Origin of the sequence: Saccharothrix carnea (assembly GCF_003014735.1) — a bacterium.
Lineage (GTDB): Bacteria > Actinomycetota > Actinomycetes > Mycobacteriales > Pseudonocardiaceae > Actinosynnema > Actinosynnema carneum.
In genome coordinates this window covers 25,345-45,054 of sequence record NZ_PYAX01000012.1, presented here as the reverse complement: position 1 = coordinate 45,054, position 19,710 = coordinate 25,345, and the positions used below count along the sequence as shown (strand labels likewise).

At 71.5% G+C, this 19,710-nt stretch carries 15 protein-coding genes and 1 pseudogene; 4 read left to right on the top strand and 12 right to left on the bottom strand.

Translation table 11 applies throughout. The annotated features are described in order from the left end of the window. Positions 1-65: 65 nt before the first annotated feature. Genes B0I31_RS29955 through B0I31_RS29940 form a run of 4 tightly spaced genes read right to left on the bottom strand, consistent with a single transcriptional unit; the run spans position 66 to position 4,420 of the window. Positions 66-1,304 (bottom strand): MFS transporter, encoded by a 1,239-nt coding sequence (locus B0I31_RS29955; protein WP_106618750.1) that lies wholly within the window; start codon positions 1,302-1,304, stop codon positions 66-68. Continuing rightward, a complete protein-coding gene (locus B0I31_RS29950) occupies positions 1,301-1,858 on the bottom strand; it encodes an ArsR/SmtB family transcription factor (RefSeq protein ID WP_106618749.1) in 558 nt (185 codons plus the stop codon). Before B0I31_RS29950 ends, B0I31_RS29955 begins: the two co-directional genes overlap by 4 nt. 52 nt (positions 1,859-1,910) lie before the next feature. Next, on the bottom strand, positions 1,911-3,503 hold the full coding sequence (locus B0I31_RS29945) for an ABC transporter permease (RefSeq protein ID WP_106618748.1): 1,593 nt from the start codon (positions 3,501-3,503) through the stop codon (positions 1,911-1,913). Next, positions 3,500-4,420 carry an ABC transporter ATP-binding protein gene (locus tag B0I31_RS29940; protein ID WP_106618747.1) on the bottom strand — a complete coding sequence of 307 codons (921 nt, stop codon included), beginning with the start codon at positions 4,418-4,420 and terminating at the stop codon, positions 3,500-3,502. The genes B0I31_RS29945 and B0I31_RS29940 overlap by 4 nt, the downstream gene beginning before the upstream one ends. Positions 4,421-4,514: 94 nt before the next feature. Here B0I31_RS29940 and B0I31_RS29935 point away from each other — a divergent pair, with 94 nt between their 5' ends. Both B0I31_RS29935 and B0I31_RS29930 read left to right on the top strand, forming a co-directional pair. Next, positions 4,515-5,024, top strand: coding sequence for a GbsR/MarR family transcriptional regulator (locus tag B0I31_RS29935; RefSeq protein ID WP_245950551.1), 510 nt, complete (start codon positions 4,515-4,517; stop codon positions 5,022-5,024). Positions 5,025-5,222: 198 nt separating this feature from the next. Next, positions 5,223-7,028: a S8 family peptidase gene (locus B0I31_RS29930; RefSeq protein WP_106618745.1), complete on the top strand. Its 1,806-nt coding sequence runs from the start codon at positions 5,223-5,225 to the stop codon at positions 7,026-7,028. 54 nt (positions 7,029-7,082) lie between these two features. Here B0I31_RS29930 and mshC read toward each other — a convergent pair whose 3' ends face one another. Next, positions 7,083-8,321: a cysteine--1-D-myo-inosityl 2-amino-2-deoxy-alpha-D-glucopyranoside ligase gene (gene mshC / locus B0I31_RS29925; RefSeq protein WP_106618744.1), complete on the bottom strand. Its 1,239-nt coding sequence runs from the start codon at positions 8,319-8,321 to the stop codon at positions 7,083-7,085. A gap of 47 nt (positions 8,322-8,368) precedes the next feature. On the opposite strand from mshC, the pseudogene B0I31_RS42095 reads away from it, so the two are divergent. Together B0I31_RS42095 and ctaD are read left to right on the top strand one after the other, a co-directional pair. Then, positions 8,369-8,504, top strand: a pseudogene (locus B0I31_RS42095) (slipin family protein); the annotation flags it as partial. Between the two features lie 152 nt (positions 8,505-8,656). Continuing rightward, positions 8,657-10,444 (top strand): aa3-type cytochrome oxidase subunit I, encoded by a 1,788-nt coding sequence (gene ctaD, locus B0I31_RS29915; protein WP_106618743.1) that lies wholly within the window; start codon positions 8,657-8,659, stop codon positions 10,442-10,444. Positions 10,445-10,475: 31 nt separating this feature from the next. Here the strand turns inward: ctaD and B0I31_RS29910 are convergent, their stop codons facing one another. From B0I31_RS29910 to B0I31_RS29880, 7 genes are all read right to left on the bottom strand, one after another. Continuing rightward, positions 10,476-12,410, bottom strand: a complete 1,935-nt coding sequence (locus tag B0I31_RS29910) for a vWA domain-containing protein (protein WP_106618742.1) — start codon at positions 12,408-12,410, stop codon at positions 10,476-10,478. After that, the gene (locus B0I31_RS29905) at positions 12,407-13,792 is read right to left on the bottom strand and encodes a sigma 54-interacting transcriptional regulator (protein ID WP_106618741.1); all 1,386 of its coding nucleotides are present in this window, start codon (positions 13,790-13,792) and stop codon (positions 12,407-12,409) included. The genes B0I31_RS29910 and B0I31_RS29905 overlap by 4 nt, the downstream gene beginning before the upstream one ends. 202 nt (positions 13,793-13,994) lie before the next feature. Further along, on the bottom strand, positions 13,995-14,855 hold the full coding sequence (locus B0I31_RS29900; RefSeq protein WP_245950550.1) for an aminoglycoside phosphotransferase family protein: 861 nt from the start codon (positions 14,853-14,855) through the stop codon (positions 13,995-13,997). A gap of 123 nt (positions 14,856-14,978) precedes the next feature. After that, positions 14,979-16,802: a glycoside hydrolase family 6 protein gene (locus B0I31_RS29895; RefSeq protein WP_106618740.1), complete on the bottom strand. Its 1,824-nt coding sequence runs from the start codon at positions 16,800-16,802 to the stop codon at positions 14,979-14,981. A gap of 428 nt (positions 16,803-17,230) precedes the next feature. Continuing rightward, complete coding sequence (locus B0I31_RS29890) at positions 17,231-18,028, bottom strand: hypothetical protein (RefSeq protein WP_073896861.1); 798 nt, start codon at positions 18,026-18,028, stop codon at positions 17,231-17,233. 33 nt (positions 18,029-18,061) lie between these two features. Beyond that, positions 18,062-18,535 (bottom strand): YcxB family protein, encoded by a 474-nt coding sequence (locus B0I31_RS29885; protein WP_106618739.1) that lies wholly within the window; start codon positions 18,533-18,535, stop codon positions 18,062-18,064. After that, positions 18,532-19,554 (bottom strand): ferrochelatase, encoded by a 1,023-nt coding sequence (locus B0I31_RS29880; protein WP_106618738.1) that lies wholly within the window; start codon positions 19,552-19,554, stop codon positions 18,532-18,534. Before B0I31_RS29880 ends, B0I31_RS29885 begins: the two co-directional genes overlap by 4 nt. Positions 19,555-19,710 lie beyond the last annotated feature (156 nt).

Below are 19,710 nucleotides of genomic sequence, written 5' to 3'. Positions count from 1 at the left end.
GGCGGTGTCCTGCTGGTCGGGGTCGGGGTGCTGCCGTCAGTGGTGGCGGTGGGGTGCGGACCCGGTCAGCGCGTTCCTCGTGCCCGCCGGGCTGGTGCCGGCGGTTCCGCCCGTGCTGCCGCACCACGACCGGTTGCGGGATCCAGCGTCGCCAGCGCCAGCACGCCGGCCGCCAGGTAGAGCGCGGCCTGGGCGTTGAGCAGCACGGACAGGCCGAGCACGGGCGTGAGGGCGCCCGCCAGCACCATGCCGAGCGCCTGGCCGCCGTCGTAGAGGCTGACGAACGTCGCCATCACCCGGCCGCGCACCTCGTCGGACGCGTGCAGCTGCAGCACCGACATCATCCCGGCGCCCGCGATCACGCCCGGCACGCCCACCACCACGAACGCGGCCAGGTAGAACACCAGCGCCGTGGTCACGTGCGGCCCGTTCCAGCCCAGCGCGGCGACCACGGCGAAGCCGACCAGCGACACGCCCAGCAGCCTGCCGGGTGCGAGCCGACGCGCCAGCACCCCCACCAGCAGGCCACCGAGCAGCCCACCGATCGCCTGGACACCGCGCAGCAGCCCCACCTCAGCCGCTCCCCCGCCGAGCCGTTCGGTCACGAACACCACGAACAGCACCACGAACAGGCCTTGGCCGGTGGCCATCAACCCGACCACGGCCACCATCGGTCGCAGCGGGCCTCGGATCTCGCGCAGGCCGTCCAGCCAGGCCCGCCACGCGGGTTTCCCCGCCTCACGCACCGGATCCGCGGTCCGCAGCGCCGCCAACAGCGCCGCCGCGAGCAGGAACGACGCCACGTCCGCCAGCACCACGCCCGGCAACCCGGTGTAGCCGAGCAGCAGACCGCCCAGCGACGCACCCACCAGCCGCGCCAGGTTGGAGTTCACCCCGACCAGCCCGTTGGCCGCCGGCACCTGCTCCCGCGGCACCAGCGTCGGCAGCAACGCGTTCTTGGCCGGTTCGAACAGCGCCGCCAACCCGGCCTGCACCGCCGTCACCACGTTCACCAGCACCAGGTCGCCGGTCAGCAGCGGCAGCAGGGTGACCGCCTGCGCGAGGCTGACCAGCAGCATCAGCTTGCGCCGGTCGAACCGGTCGGCCAGCACCCCGGCCAGCGGCGACAGCGCCAGGCTCGGCAGCAGCGCCACCACGAACGTCGTCGCAGTCGCCGCCGCGGAGCCGGTGCGCTGGTACACGTACACCGGCAGCGCGACCAGCAGCACCCAGTCGCCGATCTCGGACACGAACCCGGCGATCCACAACCGGCGGAACGCGGGCACTCCCAGCGGGCCGGTCATCGCGGGAACGCCCGGACGCCGACGTGGGCGGGCAGCGCGCCCTCCGGCACGTCCTGGCGCACCGGCACCAGGTACGGGCGCAGGATGTCGTCGATCATGCCGAGCAGGCCGACCAGCTCCTCGGCGGTCACGTTGACCGTGTAGCCGTGCATCGCGGAGGCTTCGAGCCACTCGCGCGGCAGCTCGTGCTGCCGGTCCAGGAACCGCTGGACCAGCCGGTTGTACTCGTTGAGCGCCAGCGCGAGCACCGCGTCCTGCCGGCTGCGGACCTCCGGGTCGTCGTCGAACGCGCCGACGTCGTAGCCGACCGAGGTGGCCCGCCACGGCCGTTCCCGACCGTCACCGGCCTCGACCCGCTCCACGAACCCGGACTTCGCCAGCTGCCGCAGGTGCCAGCTGCAGTTGGAGGCCGTCGAGCCGACCGCCTCGGCGCACTCGCTCGCCGTGCGGGGACCGACCGCCAGCAGGTGGTTCAGCAACGACACGCGCAACGGGTGCGCCAGCGCCTTCAGCGCGTCGACATCGGTGACCCGTCGGGGCCGTGGGAGATCCATGGCCCCGACAGTAGACCTGAAAGAGAACTTTCGAAAATAGCCTTTCAGATGTTCAACCGACATCCCTCCGGCGGAACGCGGCGAACCCGAGCGCCATCAGAGCCGCCGCGACCAACGTCAGCCACACCAACGGGGTCGCGGACACGTCGGCGCCGGGCACCTTCGGGATGTGCGTGAACGGCGAGAGGTCCATCGCCCACTGGTCGAGCTGGAGCAGCGGACCGAGCTGGCCGAGCACCAGGAACACCACGATCACCGCCCAGCCCGCCGACGCCAGCTTCGGCACCAGCGCGAACAGCGCCAGCGCGAGGCCCGCGACCACCCACACCGCCGGGACGTGCGTCACCGCGGCGCCGACCAGCCGCGCGACCTGCCCGCCGACGTCACCGACCCGCACGCCGTGCACCAGACCGGCGCCCAGACCCGCGGCGGCCAGCACGACGGCCGTGCCGACCGTGGCGAACAGCACGTGGCTGCCCACCCACGCGAACCGGCTGACCGGCGTGGCCAGCACCGGCTCCGCACGGAACTCCGTCTCCTCGGTGCGCAGCCGCAACGTCGACTGCACCACGTAGATCGCGCTGAACAGGGCGATGATGCCGAGGATCGAGGCCAGGTAGACGTCCACGATCGCGCCCGCGCCGCCCATCTGCGCGATGATCTTCTGCAACGCCGGGTTGGCTTCCAGCATCTGCTCGACACCGCGCGCGACCGACCCGTAGACGGCGCCGAGCACGAACAGGCTCAGCGTCCAGCCGATCAGCATGCCCCGCTGCAACCGCCAGGCCAGGCCGAACGCGCTGCCCAGCGAACGGGGCGCGCGGGCCGGGCCGAGCCGGGTCGGCACCAGGCCGCCGCCGAGGTCCCGCTCGGTCACCAGGACCGACGCCGCCACGACCAGCACCGCGGACAACGCCAGCGGCAGCAGCAGCACCCAGAACCGGTCGCCCGCGAACGCCCTGGTCTGCTCCAGCCACCCCAGCGGCGACAGCCAGGTCAGCCACGTCGGCCCCTCGTCGCCCGCCGCGTCGCCGACCGCGCGCAGCAGGTAGGCGACGCCGAGCACGGCGCCGGCGATCGAGTTGGCCGTACGCGCGCTCTCCGACAGCTGCGCGCTGACCGCGCCGACACCGGTGAACACCCAGCCGACTGACGCGAACGCGAGGCCGAGCGCGAACGAACCCGACGCCGACTCGCCGAGACCGGTCAGGCCGAGCGCCACGAGCAGGCCGATCACCGTGCTCGCCGCCAGCGCCACCACCACGGCGGCGGCCAGCGGCGCGTGCCGGGCGACGACGGCCGAGCCGATCAGCTCCAGCCGACCCGACTCCTCCTCCGCCCTGGTGTGCCGGGTGACCAGGAACATGGCCATCAGGCCGACCAGCAGCGCGCCGAACACGCCCCACCGCCAGGCCAGCACGCCACCGGTCGTGGACGCGTCGTAGAGCGGGCCGAGCATGGCCAGGAACGCCGGGTTGCTGCCCGCCGTCCCGCCCAGCTGCTGCCGGGACTCGGGCGAGCCGTACAGCTCGCCGACCGTCGACGCGGTGGCCAGCGTGATGCCGACCAGGCCGATGACCCAGACGGCCAGCAGCAGCCGGTCGCGGCGCAGCGCCAGGCGCACCAGCGAGCCGAGGCCGGTCACGACGACATCACCCCTTCGACCGTGCCACCGGACGGCAGCTCGTCCTCGTAGTGGCGCAGGAACAGCTCCTCCAGCGTCGGCGGCTGGCTGGTCAGCGCACGGACGCCGCTGCCGACCAACGCGCGCAGCGCCGTGTCCAGGTGGTCGGTGTCGACCTCGAACCGCACCCGCGTGCCGTCGACCGCCAGGTCGTGCACGCCGGGCAGGCCGGCCAGCCCGTCCGGCGCGCCGACCAGCTCGGCCGAGACGCTGGTGCGGGTGAGGTGGCGCAGGTCGGCCAGCGTGCCGGTCTCCACCGTGCGGCCGTTGCGGATGATGCTGACCCGGTCGCACAGCGCCTCGACCTCGGCCAGGATGTGGCTGGACAGCAGCACGGTCCGCTCGCCGCGCAGCTCGTTGACGCACTCCTGGAACACGGCCTCCATCAGCGGGTCCAGCCCGGAGGTCGGCTCGTCCAGGATCAGCAGCTCCACGTCCGAGGCCAGCGCCGCGACCAGGGCCACCTTCTGCCGGTTGCCCTTGGAGTAGGTGCGGCCCTTCTTGCGCGGGTCCAGCTCGAAGCGCTCCAGCAGCTCGGCGCGGCGCTTCTCGTTCAGCCCGCCGCGCAGCCTGCCCAGCAGGTCGATCACCTCGCCGCCGGTCAGGTTCGGCCACAGGCTCACGTCGCCGGGCACGTAGGCGAGCCTGCGGTGCAGCTCGGCGGTGTCGCGCCACGGGTCGCCGCCCAGCAGCGACGCGGCACCGGAGTCGGCGCGCAGCAGGCCCAACAGGACCCGGATGGTGGTCGACTTGCCCGACCCGTTGGGGCCCAGGAAGCCGTGCACCTCACCCTCCTGGACGGTCAGGTCCAGACCGTCCAGGGCACGCGTCGGGCCGAAGGTCTTGACCAGGCCCGACACGGATATCGCAGCAGTCATGGCAGGTAAGCTACAGTCATTTCACAAAGTCGTGAAGTTAAGGAAGCGTATAAACTGCCTCCGGTTCCAGGTACCACGAGGGGATGATCCGGCGGTGACTCAGGTGGGCGAGCGGGACGATCAGGCGGTGCTGCGCTTCATCGAGCGCTTCGGCGCGGTGTTCGCGGAGTCCGGCATGCCGAGGATGCCGGCGCGCGTGTTCGTCGCCCTGCTGGCCACCGACTCCGGCGAGCTGACCGCCGCCGAGCTGGCCGACCTGCTGCGCGTGTCGCCCGCCGCGATCTCCGGTGCGGTCCGCTACCTGGCCCAGATGAACCTGGTCAGCCGGGAGCGCGAGACCGGCTCCCGCCGCGACCTCTACCGGGTGTTCGACGACGTCTGGTACGAGGCGCTGTTCCGCCGCGACGAGATGCTCCGCCGGTGGTCCGGTCCGCTCAACGAGGGCATCGGCGTGCTCGGCCCGGACACGCCCGCGGGCAAGCGGATCGCGGAGACGCTCATGTTCTTCGAGTTCGTCCACGCCGAGCTGCCGAACCTGCTCAAGCACTGGCGGGCGTACCGGGATGAGCGACTGGGCGCACGGGACTCGGCCGACCGGTCCTGACGGGCCGTACCGACAGCTCTCGATTCGACGTAGTTACGACTATCGGCGCTAACGGGCGGCCGGTTTTCTCCCGACCATGCAAGTGACCAGGTCGCTCCACCCGTTCGCGCGGACGTCCCATCCCCTGCATCGCACGGCCGACCGGCGCACCCGCCCGGCACGGCCGCGCAGCCCTGCCCGAAAAGGGAGAACCCTGCCATGGGAGACGCCCGAACCACCAGAAGACTGGCCGTGCTCGGCCTGGCCGCCGTGTCGGCCGCCGCGCTGGCCTTCTCGAACGCCGGAGTGGCGGCCGCCGAGGGCGACGTGCTCGGCGCGGAGCGCGCCGACGCCGTCCCCGGCTCCTACGTCGTGGCACTCAACGACGCGATGTCGGCGAGGTCCGCGTCCGCGTCGACCGCGTCCTCGCTGGTCGACAAGTACGGCGGCCAGGTCCGCGTGGCCTGGCAGCACGCGCTCAACGGCTTCCACGCCACCATGTCCGCGGCGCAGGCGAGGCGCCTGGCCGCCGACCCGCGGGTCGCGTTCGTGCAGGCCGACCTGCCGATCTCGATCAACGCCGTGCAGCCCAACCCGCCGTCGTGGGGCCTGGACCGCATCGACCAGCGCGACCTGCCGCTGGACAGCGCCTACAACTACTCGACGACCGCGGGCAACGTGCGGGCGTACATCATCGACACCGGCATCCGGACCTCGCACTCGGACTTCGGCGGCCGGGCCACCTGGGGCACCAACACCGTCGACACCAACAACACCGACTGCAACGGCCACGGCACGCACGTCGCCGGCACGGTCGGCGGCACGGCCCACGGCGTGGCCAAGGGCGTGCAGCTGATCGCGGTCAAGGTGCTCAACTGCGCCGGTTCCGGCACCACGGCGGGCGTGGTGAACGGCGTCAACTGGGTCACCCAGAACGCCGTCAAGCCCGCGGTCGCGAACATGTCGCTGGGTGGCGGCGTCGACACCGCCCTGGACACCGCGGTGCGCAACTCCATCGCCGCGGGCATCACCTACGCGGTGGCGTCGGGCAACTCCAACGCCAACGCGTGCAACTACTCCCCGGCCCGGGTCGCCGAGGCGCTGAGCGTGAACGCGTCCGCGAACACCGACGCGCGCGCCTCGTTCTCCAACTGGGGCACCTGCACCGACCTGTTCGCGCCCGGCCAGAACATCACCTCGGCGTGGATGACCAACGACACCTCCACCAACACGATCAGCGGCACGTCGATGGCGTCGCCGCACGTCGCGGGCGCCGCCGCGCTCTACCTGGCGGACAACCCGACCGCGACCCCGCCGACGGTGAACGCGGCGATCGTCGCCGCCGCCACCGCCGACAAGGTCACCAGCCCGGGCACCGGCTCGCCGAACAAGCTGCTGTTCACCGGCACGGCGACCCCCGGCGGCCCGACCGTGACCAACCCGGGCAACCGGTCGACCGTCGTCGGCACCGCGGTCAGCCTGCAGCTGTCCGCCACCGGCGGCACCGCGCCGTACACGTTCTCGGCCACCGGTCTCCCGGCCGGCCTGTCGATCAGCTCCTCGGGCCTGATCAGCGGCACGCCGACGACCGTGGGCACGTACTCGGTGACGGCGACCGCGACCGACTCGGCGTCGCGCACCGGCAGCACCACGTTCTCGTGGGCGATCACGTCCACCGGCGGCGGCTGCGACCCGGTCACCAACGGCACCGACGTGACGATCGGCGACAACTCCGACGTCTCCAGCACGATCGCGCTGACCTGCGCCGCCAACGCCTCGGCCACCACCACCGTGCAGGTCACCATCGTGCACACCTACATCGGTGACCTGATCGTGGACCTGGTCGCGCCGGACGGCTCGGTCTACAACCTGCACAACCGCAGCGGCGGCAGCGCCGACAACATCAACCGCTCGTACACCGTGAACGCCTCCTCCGAGGCCGCCGCGGGCACCTGGAAGCTGCGCGTCCGCGACGTGGCGACCTTCGACACCGGGTACCTCAACAGCTGGACGCTCGACGTCTGAGCCTGACCAGCGGTGGGGCCGCCTCCCGATCGGGGGGCGGCCCCGCTCCTCAGGTCAGACGTCCACGCCCAGCAGCGAGTCGACAGCCGCCCGGAACAGGGTCGGGCCGGTCTGGTCCGAGCCGCCGGTCGACAGGGCCTCGGCCGCCCACGCGTCCAGCGCGGCCAGCGCGCGGGGCGTGTCGAGGTCGTCGCTGAGGTGGTCGCGCAACCGGGCCACGGTGGCGACCGCGCTCGGCCCGGTCGGCAGGGCCGCCGCCAGCCGCCACTTCGCCAGCCTGGCCTCGGCCTCGGCCAGCAGCTGCGCGCTCCACGGCCGGTCGGTGCGGTAGTGGCCCGCGAACAACGCCAGCCGCACCGCGTTCGGGTCGACCTTCTCCGCCCGCAGCTTGGACACGAACACCAGGTTGCCGCGCGACTTGGACATCTTCTCGCCGTCCAGCCCGATCATGCCCGCGTGCACGTAGTGCCGGGCGAACGGGTGCTCGCCGGTCACCGCCTCGGCGTGCGCGGCGGAGAACTCGTGGTGCGGGAAGATCAGGTCCGAGCCGCCGCCCTGCACGTCGAACGACGTGCCGAGCCGGTTCAGCGCGATGGCGCTGCACTCGATGTGCCAGCCGGGCCTGCCGTCACCCAGCTCCGAGGGCCACGACGGCTCACCCGGTCGGGCGGCACGCCACAGCAGCGCGTCCAGCGGGTGGCGCTTGCCCGGCCGGTCCGGGTCGCCGCCCCGTTCGGCGAAGTACCTGCCCATCGTCTCCAGGTCGTAGTTCGACTCGTAGCCGAACCGCCCGGTCGCCGTGTGGTCGAAGTACACGTCCGGGTACTCCGGGTCGTCGACCCGGTACGCGTAGCCACCGGACAGCAGCTTCGCGATGACCTCGACCACCTCGGGGATCGCGTCGACCGCGCCCACGTAGTCGCGCGGCGGCAGCACGCGCAGCGCCACCATGTCCTCGCGGAACAGTGCGGTCTCCCGCATGCCGAGGACCACCCAGTCGTCCTGGTCGCGCTCGGCCCGCTCCAGCAGCGGGTCGTCGATGTCGGTCACGTTCTGCACGTAGTGCACGTCGTGGCCGTTGTCCAGCCACACCCGGTGGACCAGGTCGAACGCCAGGTAGGTGGCCGCGTGACCCAGGTGCGTCGCGTCGTAGGGGGTGATGCCGCAGACGTACAGCCTGGCGGTGGCGCCGGGAGCGGTCGGGCGCACCTCGCCGGCGGCGGTGTCGAACAGCCGCAACGGACGCGGCTCCCCCGCTACCCGCGGGACAGGAGTGGATGACCAGGTCTGCATGTCAACGACCCTAACTCGCGTGCCGGACCAGGGACGAAACGTCCGCCCTGCGGGAACGCCTCGACCAGGGCTTGGAGCTGATGAGACAACCCGGCGGTGTCCCGGACCGTCGAGATCGACCGGGTCGAGATCGAGGACGTGGCGCTGCCGGAGAGCATGAAGCGGTCCAAGTCGCGGCAGGCCGTTCCCGGTCGAGCTGCTGCGCTTCCTCGAACGGGCTACCGGCTCGGTGGAACAGCAGGTCAGCGTCCCCGAGCAGGGCTGAGCGTTTGCCGGGTGCCCCGGACGGGGGGACGATGTGGTCTGGCTCACGTCGTCGGGACGAGGGAGGCGGCATGACCGCGCTCAAGCCGGAACCCGTGATCACCCACCCGGGTGCGGCCCGACGACGGGCCAAGGGCGCCGTGCTGCTGGGGCTGCTCCGCACGACCGACCCGAAGCAGATCGGGCTGCTCTACCTCGGCACGTCGTTCGTGTTCTTCATGGTCGGCGGCGTGATGGCGCTGCTCATCCGCGGCGAGCTGGCCCGGCCCGGGATGCAGTTCCTGTCCAACGAGCAGTACAACCAGCTGTTCACCATGCACGGCACGATCATGCTGCTGCTGTACGCGACGCCGATCCTGTTCGGGTTCGCCAACTACATCCTGCCGCTGCAGATCGGGGCGCCGGACGTGGCGTTCCCCCGGCTCAACGCGCTCTCGTACTGGTTGTTCCTGTTCGGCGGGCTCACGGTGATGGCCGGGTTCCTCACCCCGGGCGGCGCGGCGGACTTCGGCTGGACCGCGTACACGCCGTTGAGCAGCGCGGTGCACGCGCCGGGCGTCGGCCCGGACCTGTGGATCATGGGCCTGGCGGTGTCCGGCCTGGGCACGATCCTCGGCGGGGTCAACATGGTGACCACGGTGTGCTGCCTGCGCGCGCCCGGCATGACCATGTTCCGGATGCCGATCTTCACCTGGAACATCTTCGTCACCAGCCTGCTGATCCTGATCGCGTTCCCGATCCTCACCGCCGCGCTGATGGGGCTGGCCGCCGACCGGCACCTCGGCGCGCACGTGTTCGACCCGGCCAACGGCGGCGTGATCCTGTGGCAGCACCTGTTCTGGTTCTTCGGCCACCCGGAGGTCTACATCGTGGCGTTGCCGTTCTTCGGCATCGTGAGCGAGATCTTCCCGGTGTTCAGCCGCAAACCGCTGTTCGGCTACAAGGGGCTGGTCTTCGCCACGTTCGCCATCGCCGCGCTGTCGGTGGCGGTGTGGGCGCACCACATGTTCGCCACCGGCGCGGTGCTGCTGCCGTTCTTCTCGCTGATGACGTTCCTCATCGCGGTGCCGACCGGCATCAAGTTCTTCAACTGGATCGGCACCATGTGGAAGGGCCAGATCACCGTGGAGACGCCGATGCTGTTCAGCATCGGGTTCCTCGTCACGTTCCTGCTCGGCGGGCTGACCGGCATCATCCTGGCCTCGCCGCCGCTGGACTTCCACGTCACCGACACGTACTTCGTGGTGGCGCACTTCCACTACGTGCTGTTCGGCACGATCGTGTTCGCCACGTACGCGGGGCTGTACTTCTGGTTCCCCAAGATGACCGGGCGGATGCTCAACGAGCCGCTGGGCAAGCTGCACTTCTGGACCACGTTCCTCGGGTTCCACCTGACGTTCCTGATCCAGCACTGGCTGGGCAACATCGGCATGCCGCGCCGGTACGCCGACTACCTGGAGTCGGACGGGTTCACCCTGATGAACACCATCTCCACGATCGGGGCGTTCCTGCTGGGCGCGTCCGTGCTGCCGTTCGTGTGGAACGTGCTGCGCAGCTACCGGTTCGGCGACCCGGCCGGGCGCGACGACCCGTGGGGCTTCGGCAACTCGCTCGAATGGGCGACAAGCTCACCGCCGCCGCGGCACAACTTCACCGAACTGCCCCGGATCCGGTCCGAGCGGCCCGCGTTCGAACTGCACTACCCGCACATGGTGGAGCGGATGCGCGACGAGTCCCACTTCTCCCTGAGGCCGGGCAAGCACCGGGCCGAACCGGACACGCTCACGGAGAAGGCCCTGGCCTCGACCGAACGGGAACGCGAGACCAAGGACGAGATCAAGGACGACCGGCGCGACTGAGGCCGGTCATCCCCGGACCACACCGTGCGGCTCAGCGGCGCTTGCGCGACCTCAGGTAGTCGCTGACCACGGCCGCGCCCAGGCCGTCCTCGTCCGGTGCGACGACCCGGCCGCCGGACCGCCGGGCCACCGCGTCCACGAACCTGGCCAGCCTCGGGTCGTCGCCCAGCCGGAACACCGTGATCGACGCGCCGAGTCTGGCCAGGGCGTCGACCTCGACCAGGGTCTTGCCGATGGTCCGCTCCAACGGCGGGTAGTGGAACTCGGCGTCGCCGCTCGCTTCCAGGTGCGCGGTCGGCTCACCGTCGGTCACCACCAGCACGACCGGCTGCGCGTCGGGGTGCTTGCGCACGTGCCGACCGGCCAGCAGCAGCGCGTGGTGCAGGTTCGTGCCCTGCTCCCACACCCCTTCCAGCGCGGTGAGCTGACCGATGTCGACGGTCTCGGCGTGCCGGCCGAACGTGATCAGCTCCAGCGCGTCGGTGCGGAACCGGGTGCGCACCAGGTGGTGCAACGCCAGCGCGGTCCGCTTCATCGGCACCCAGCGGCCGTCCTGCACCATCGACCAGGACGTGTCCACGCACAGCGCGACCGCCGCCCGTGACCGCTGCTCGGTCTCGCTGACCTCGACGTCGACCACGTCGAGCCGGACGGGACCACCCGCCGACCGCAGCACCGCGTTGGTGACCGTGCGCGGCACGTGCCACGGCTCGGTGTCGCCGAACTGCCACGGCCGCGTGGACCCGATCAGCTCACCGGCCGCGCCGGCGGACGAGTTGTCCCGTTGGCCCTGCTCGCGCGCGCTGTCGAGCACACCGCGCAACGCCGCCTCGCCCAACCGCCGCAACGCCTTCGGCGTCAGCCGCAGCGAGCCGTCCGGCGCGCGTTCCAGCAGGTTCTGGGCCCGCAGCTCGCGCTCGAGCTCGGCCAGGCGCCGCGCGTCCAAGCCCGCCTCCGGGCCGAGCTGCCGGACCAGCGCTTCCAGGTCGATGTCCTCCAGCCGCGCGCCGGGGTAGGCCTGCGACAGCTGCTCGGCCAACGCGTCCATCTCGGCCAGGTCCGCCATCGCCTGCGCGCCCTCGCCCAGCCCCAGCGGGTTGTTGCCGCGGAACCGCGCCGAGCCGTTCCAGTCCTCACCCGGCCGCAGCCCTTGCAGCAGGGCGTCCAGCTGCGAGAGCTGCGCGCCGACGCCCGAGTTGCCGAAAGCCTGCTGCGACAACGCCGACAGCTGTTCGCGCTGTTCGTCGGACATCGAGTTCATCATGCGCTGGGCGGCGGCGGACCGGGCGGCCAGCGCGTCGACCAGCTCGTCCACCGACTTCGGGTTCTCCGGGAAGAACTCGCCGTGCTCGCGCATGAACCGCTCGAACCGCTCGCCCGTGTCCTCGCCGGCGGCGTGCGCGGCGAGCAGGTCGTTGAGGTCGCCGAGCATGTTCTGGATGCGCTGGACGTCCTCGGGCCGGACGTTCTCCATGGCCTGCTTCATGCCCTGGAACCGCTGGTCCATCAACTCACGGCCGAGCAGGTTGCGGATCTGCTCGTAGGACTCGCGGGCCTGCGGCGAGCGCCAGTCGTACTCGGCCAGCTCGCTCACCGCCGCCGCGGTCGACTGCGGCAACGCGTCCAGCCGGGCCTCGCGGAACCGGGCCTCGTCGTCCGGGTCGGGGAACAGCGCGGCCCGTTCGGCGGCCAGGGCCTCCGCCAGCAGCCGCTGGATCTCCTGCAGCGTGCCGTCCAGCCGGTGGCGCCGGGTGAGGGCGGCGCGCTTCTGCCACAGCCGTGCGGTCAGGTCGTCCAGGCCGCGGGTGCCGGGCAGGCCGCGGCGCAGCAGCTCGCGCAGCGCCGAGGCGGGTGAGGCGCCCTCCATGACTTCACGGCCGAGCTCGTCCATGGCCGCGCGCAGGTCGGTCGGCGGGGCCAGCGGGTCGGGCCCGTCGACGTACCGGCCGTAGCGGTAGCTGCTCATCCGTACACCGTTCGGTCGTCGTCGCCGCTCTTGGAGAGCTGACGGGTGAGGTAGAGCGATTCGAGCGCCAGCTCGACGGCCGACGCGATGCGTCCCGCCGGGTCCTTGGGGCCGGCGCCGACCCTTTGCGCCACGTCGTGCAGCACGGGCAGCTCCGGCAGGGCGGCCAGCAGGTCACCGGGGTGGACGCGCTCACCGGTGGCGACCGGGTGGCCGTCGGACACCAGCTCGGCCAACGGGCGCAGGTCGACCCCCGCGAACGTGGACCGCGCCGTGTCCGCGATGGCCCGGCGCAGCAGGTGGACCAGCACCTCCTGCTCGCGGCCCTCCTCACCGGCCTCGAACTCCAGCTTGCCGCGCAGCACCTCGGGCACCGACTCCAGGTCGACCGGGCGGGCGATGGGCGGGTTCTCGCCGATCAGCGCGCTGCGGCGCAGGGCGCTCGCGGCCACCGTCTCCGCCGCCGCGACCGCGAACCGCGCCGAGACGCCGGAGCGCTGGTCGATCGAGGACGACTCGCGCAGGTGCCGCACGAACCGGGCGATGATCTCCAGCAGGTGGTCGCCGACCTCGGCGACCAGGTGGGCCTCCTGGCGGACCAGGTCGACCTCGGCGGAGATCTCCAGCGGGTAGTGGGTGCGGATCTCGGCGCCGAAGCGGTCCTTGAGCGGCGTGATGATCCGGCCGCGGTTGGTGTAGTCCTCGGGGTTCGCGGTGGCGACGAGGAGGACGTCCAGCGGGAGCCGCAGCGTGTAGCCGCGGATCTGGATGTCGCGTTCCTCCATCACGTTCAGCAGGGCGACCTGGATGCGTTCGGCCAGGTCGGGCAGTTCGTTGACGGCGATGACGCCGCGGTGGGAGCGGGGCAGCAGGCCGTAGTGGATGGTCTCCGGGTCGCCGAGGCTGCGGCCCTGGGCGACCTTGACCGGGTCGACGTCGCCGACCAGGTCGCCGACGCTCGTGTCCGGCGTGGCGAGCTTCTCGGCGAACCGCTCGTCGCGGTGCTTCCACGTCACCGGCAGGTCGTCACCCAGCTCCTTCGCGCGGCGCTTCGACTCGGGCGTGATGGGGTCGAGCGGGTGCTCGTTCAGCTCGGCGCCGTCGATGACCGGGGTCCACTCGTCCAGCAGGCCGACGATGGTGCGCAGCAGCCGCGTCTTGCCCTGGCCGCGTTCGCCGAGGAGCACCACGTCGTGGCCCGCGAGGAGGGCGCGCTCCAGCTGGGGCAGGACGGTGCGGTCGAAGCCGACGATGCCGGGCCACGGGTCGCGGCCGTCGCGGAGGGCGGAGAGGAGGTTCTCCCGGATCTCGGCCTTGACCCCGCGCGGCAGGTAACCGGCCGCGCGGAGGGCGCCTGCGGTGGTGGGAAGGTCAGAGGTCACCCCACCGAAGTTACGCACTGACGGGCCTTCGGTCGACGTGGAGCCGCTCCACCTCGCGCTTCGCCGCCGGAACGGACTCGACCGCCCGGAATTGTCGTACCCCTCTGGGAGAATGAAGACAAGGGATCCCCTGGGCGGGGACCCCTGCGAAGCGATGGCGGGCCAGCGGTCGCGGCGGCGGGCCAGCGGTCGCGGCGGCGGGTCAGCGGGCCAGGGCGAGCAGTTCGGTTCGGGCCGCGTCGTCGTCCAGGCGCGAGACGGCGATCATCGGGGCCAGCGCCCGGCACCACTCGTGCAGGCGGTCGGGGTCGAGGCCGGTCACCTCGGCGACCAGTGCGCCGCGTTCGGCCACGCCCTCGCGGCCCGCGGCTTCCAGCACGTAGTCGACCACGTCGTAGCACGGGTCGCCTACGCACGGCCTCGGGTCGATCGCCACCAGGCCGCGCCGCGGACCGCCGTCCAGAACGTTGCCCAGGTGCAGGTCGCCGTGCAGCAGCACGCGCGGTTGGGTGTCGAGCAGGGCGCGGCAGCGGTCGAGGGCGCGGTCCCACACGGCCTGCGTGACGTGCGCGGCGACGGCGGGGTCGGCCAGCCGGCGGCCGATGCGGGCGTAGGACTCCTCGCACCGTTCGCGCAGGTCCAGGCCGCCGTCCGGGTCGGACACCACGTGCAGCGCCGCCACCAGCTCGGCCCACTCCCGCGCCGAAGGCGGGACGGGCAGCTCGTCGGCCATCGTGCCGGGCAGCACCGCCGCCATCAACACCACGCCCTCGTCCTGCGCGAGCACCTCCGGCACCCGTCCGGAAGGGGCGAGCGAGCGCAGCGCCGCCGCTTGCCCGGCCAGGAAGACGGTGTCGGGGCTGAGCTTGAGCACCGCCTGCCCGCCGTCCGGGAGCGTGCAGGCGATCACCACCGAGGAGGCGCCCTGCGGCGTCATCCCGTCCAACGCCAACCCCCAGCGCTCGGCGGCCCGCGCCGCCTGGTCCGGTACCCGCTCGCACCACCCGGCCACCGAAGGGCCGAACCGGAGCGCCAACCGCGCGGTGATCTCGTCGATGTCCACCAGTGCCACGTTAAAGGGCGACCACAAACGAATAAATGCCCGTGGGCGACGTCCGGGAAGGACGCCGCCCACGGGTGTGCAGAGTTATTCAGTTGTTTTGCCGGTCGTGCCAGTCACCCGATGTCACAGCGCCGGGTAGGCGTTGCGCATGAGCTCCTGGAACTGGGCCGAGAACCAGTGGCCCGACAGCGGCGCGTCGGCGAGAGCACCCGACGGGTTGTTGCCGTTGCGCACGTTGCCCATGTAGGTCGGGTCGCACATGCGGTCGAAGCCCTTGCCCTCGGTGTTCGGGATCTCCTTGCTCGCACCGTCGGACTCACCCGGCGGCTTGATCCAGACGTAGGCGTCGATGTTCGGCTTCGGCGCGGCCTTCGGACGCTCGCCGAGACCGGCACCGGCCTGGTTGCACCAGTTGCCCTTCTGGGCGCGGCGGTCGATGCGCGACTCGTTCACGTAGGCGTCCGCGGTGGTCGCGGTCGACTTGGCGGTGGGCCGGTTCGGGCCACCCCAGCCGTTGCGCGAGGTGTCGATCAGCATGCCGATGCCGCTGTCGAAGCCCTGCTTGACCAGCTCGGCACGCATGCCGGTGGCGAAGCCCAGCTCACCGTTGAAGTCGTTCCAGTCGACCCACTTCGCCTGCTCCTTGACCGGGCGGCCACCGACGACGTCGTCGACCGTCCAGAACGGCTCCTCCAGCGCGGAGTAGTTCGCGGTGTTGGTGATGAAGCCGTGGACCTTGTCCTTGGTGGCGCCGTTCTTGCCCAGGATGGCCGCGAACTGCTTGGCGGCGGCGTAGAAGTTGTCGTACTCGGGAACCGTGTCACCCCAACCGATCCAGCCGTGGTGGCCGGAGTCGATGTAGTTGTAGACGTTCGGGATGGCACCGAGCTTGCCGACGGCGTACGAGACACCCTCGACGTAGTTCCCGTTCGCCTTCATCGTGTCGCAGTTCGCCACAGCGGTCGGACGCGGCGACACGTTGGTCACCAGGTTCGGCAGCGAGTCGATCTCGATGACCGGGACGATGCGCAGCTTCGAGTACTCCGGCCGCGAGACGATGCTCACGATCGGGTCGATGTACTCGGTCTTGTAACGGCCGATCTCGTCGGCCTTCAGCTCACCGTTCGAGGCCAGCGCGGCGCAGTCGCGGCCGGGCAGGTTGTAGACGACGAACTGGAAGACCAGCTGACCGTCCGCACGCGCCGCGCGCTGCTTCTCGGCCTCGTTCAGGTGGTCCGCCAGACCCATGAAACCGGTCGTCGGCGAGCCGTTGCCGGCGATCGCGCTGATCCGGTCCAGCCACACACCGGTCGGCTGGTTCGCGATCCGCGAGCCACCCGGCTCGGCGGCGGCGCGAGCCGACCACTGCGGGTTCACGTACACGCCCGCGCCCACGTACGGGTTGTCGACCTTCGGACCACCCGGGTTGTTGCCCGTCGTGGTCGTGGTGGTCGTCGTCGACGTGGTGGTGGTCGTGGTCGTGGTCGTGGTGGTCGTGGTCGTCGTGTCGACCGACCCCGTGCACACCGTGCCGTTCAACCGGAACTGCGTCGGGGCCGGGTTGGACCCGGTCCACGAACCGTTGAAGCCGGGCGTCACCGACGCGCCGGTGCCGAGGTTGCCGGCCCAAGAGGGGTTGCGGACCGTCACGCGGCTCCCGGACTGGGAGAACGTGCCGTTCCAACCCTGCTGGACCCGCTGGCCGGCGGCGAAGTCCCACTCCAGCGTCCAACCGCCGGAAATGGCGTCACCGAGGTTGGTGACCGTGACATTGGCGCCGAATCCGCCTTGCCACTGGCTACTGATCTGGTACGAAACCCGACAACCGGCGGCAGCGTTGGCGGTGGCCGTCGAAGCCACCACCCCGGCCACGGACAGGGCCGCCACCGAGGTCACCGCCAATGCCCCGGTCAGTTTCCGGGAACGTACGAACGTGCGCAGACTCATGCATCGCCTCCTTGCGAGCAACCCGCCATCTGGGAGCGCTCCCAGCGATTTCGCCGAATCGGGATTCGACGCGAGACCGAAACAGCTTCCTGGGAGCGCTCCCAGACGTACCGTAACGCACGACACCTCGTGTTGACGAGGGGTTGACCTGGACATAATCCGCGGCTATACCCGGGCACGTACCCTGCGCCAGGGCCGCTGACCTGCGCTTACCTTACTTCAGCCGCCGATGGGATTGCCACTTCGAGTTCCGACCGAATCGATTCGGAGCGCGAACGGCCGCCGTCCGGATCACCTGTTCAGCCGATTGCCCGCACGGTTCGGGAGTAAGTTCGGCGTCGAATATTCGACTGGGTCTGCGATCGTCGAAGAACAGGCGATTTCGAAGATCACCGAATAGCTGTCGAATATTCGACGGCGACTGCCGCCTAATGGCGGCCGGCGCCCTGATCCGAAAGGACCCGGACGGCTTCGTCCACGGCCGCGAGCCGGGCCCGCCGGACGGCCTCGGACAACGGCCGCAGCGCCTCGTCCCTGGCCCTCGTCGCGGTCGCCGACACGGCCCCGCCCGGTGCGTCGGACGCCGCCACGGTGAGGATCGCGGCGACCTCGGCGGCGCGCTGGAGCACCCGCAGCGAGCGGGACGGCATCCCGGCGGGCCACTCCACCGCCGAGTGCTCCGCGGACAGCGCGGCGATCTCGGCCCGCACGTTGGGCCGGTGCCGCGCCACGTCCAGCGTCACCAGCGCGGTGGCCGCCTCCCGCATCGCCGACGACAGGCCGTGCTCGGCCTCGCCGATCGGCACGTGCTCGCCGGCGGGCGCGGTCGGCAGGTCGAACACGGTCCACCGCAGGACGCCGTCCGCCACCAGCTTCGGCACCAGCCCCACGCCCACCTCGGGCAGCACGGCGGCCTCGCCCGCGCGCAACGCCGACTTGCCCAGCGGCCCGTTCGCGCCCAGCCCGCGCACGTCACCGGGCACCGGGATGACCAGGCGGGCCGTGGTCGCGGAAGCGCGGCGCAGCGACGCCAGCAGCAGCGCGGGGCCTACCGGGGCCTCGTCGGGGCCGGGCAGGTCGAGCGCCGTCGCGGTGCCGTCGTCATCGGCCACCACTTCGTGCAGCCCGGCCCAGAACCCCAAGGCGTCGAGGACGTCGTCGGCCGCGGCCGCACCATGCAGCCAGGCTGACGTCCAGACGACCAGCGTCGCACTCGCACAAGACACGCCTACCGAGGGTACGCGGGCACCGGCGACAGCTCAGGACGCCGGGCCGACGTGTTCCACCAGCAGGGACCGGAACTCCTCGACCGCTTCGGCGTCGGCGAACGCGCGGTGCGGCACGGCGTAGACGGCGGTCGTGCCGGTCCGCAGCACGAAACCGCGCGCCGTCTCCACCCAGCCGGGCAGCTCCGCCCAGTTCAGCTCGCTGCGGGCGGCCTCGCCGACCGACATCCGCAGCGAGTGCGCGTCCGCCGTGCCGGTCACCGCCTTGGCCGCGAGGGGGTGGTTGTGGAAGTTCACCGCGGTGCCCACCGGGACGAGTGCGATGATGATCACAGCGAGCACGAGCCCGAACACGCCCGCCCACGTCATGTCCATCACCAGCACGACGACGCCGAGCACGCCGAGCGCCGCGGCGAACCACGGCGCCCACCGGTACAGCGGCACGGCGATGCGCAGCGCGTCACGCCAGTCGGCCGGGCGGGGCGACCAGCTGAAGTCGACGCTCATCGGCCGGGCCGTTTCACGGGCTCGCAGCACCGGGTGGCGCAGAACGCGCCGTCGACCGTGCAGCCCGCCGCCGGGAAGTCCGACAGCTTGCGCACCGGCGCGTCCGCCACGTGCTCGGCGACGAGTTCCGCCACCAGTCGGGCGAACCTGGGGTCGTCGTTGGGCGTGGCCGCGCGGGCGAAGCCCATGCCCAACTCCTGAGCGCGCTCACGGGCCTCGGTGTCGAGATCCCACACCACTTCCAGGTGATCGCTGACGAACCCGATCGGGCACACCACCACGTTGCGCACACCCTTGTCGTAGAGGGTGTCGAGGTGGTCCACGATGTCCGGCTCCAGCCACGGCACCTGCGGCGGCCCGGACCGCGACTGCCACACCACGTCGTGGTCGGCCACCCCGACCGCCTCCGCCACCAGCCGGGACGCCTCCGCGACCTGCCGGGAGTAGAGGTGACCGCCGTCCTCGGGCGGCCCGGCGGCCTTGTCCGCCGACACCGGCACCGAGTGCGCGGTGAACACCACCCGGTAGTCGTCGCCGGGCAACGAGGCCGCGGCGGCGCGCACGGCGTCCGCGAACGACTCCACGAACAGCGGGTGGTCGAAGAACTGGCGCAGCTTGACCAACTCGGGCGCGTCCTCCACGGCCGCGCGGGCACGTAGGATGTCCTCGTCGTACTGCCGGCACGCCGAGTAGCCGCCGTAGGCGCTGGTCGGGAAGACCAAGGCGCGCTTGACGCCGGCGGCCTTCATCTCGGCCAGCGTGTCCTCGACCATCGGGTGCCAGTTGCGGTTGCCGAAGTAGATCGGCAGGTCGACCAGGCCGCGCACGGCGTCGATGGCGGCGCGGTTGAGGGCGTTGATCGGGGACACGCCACCGAAGTGCTGGTAGTGCTGCTCGACCTCGTCCAACCGCTCGGGCGGGACGCCCCGGCCGCGGGTCACGTTCTCGAGGAAGGGGCGGACGTCCTCGGGTCCTTCCGGTCCGCCGAAGGACAGCCAGAGCAGCGCGTCGTAACTCACCCGGACATCCTCGCGCCGCCGGTCGACGGCCGCACAACCGGGTCGGCCGTGATCGGAACCACGTCGAAACCGAGTGCGCGACGGTTGATGAGCGACGGTTGATGAGCGACCGCCGACTCGCGTCGATTTGACATGGGGCCCCTTACGAGTACTCCA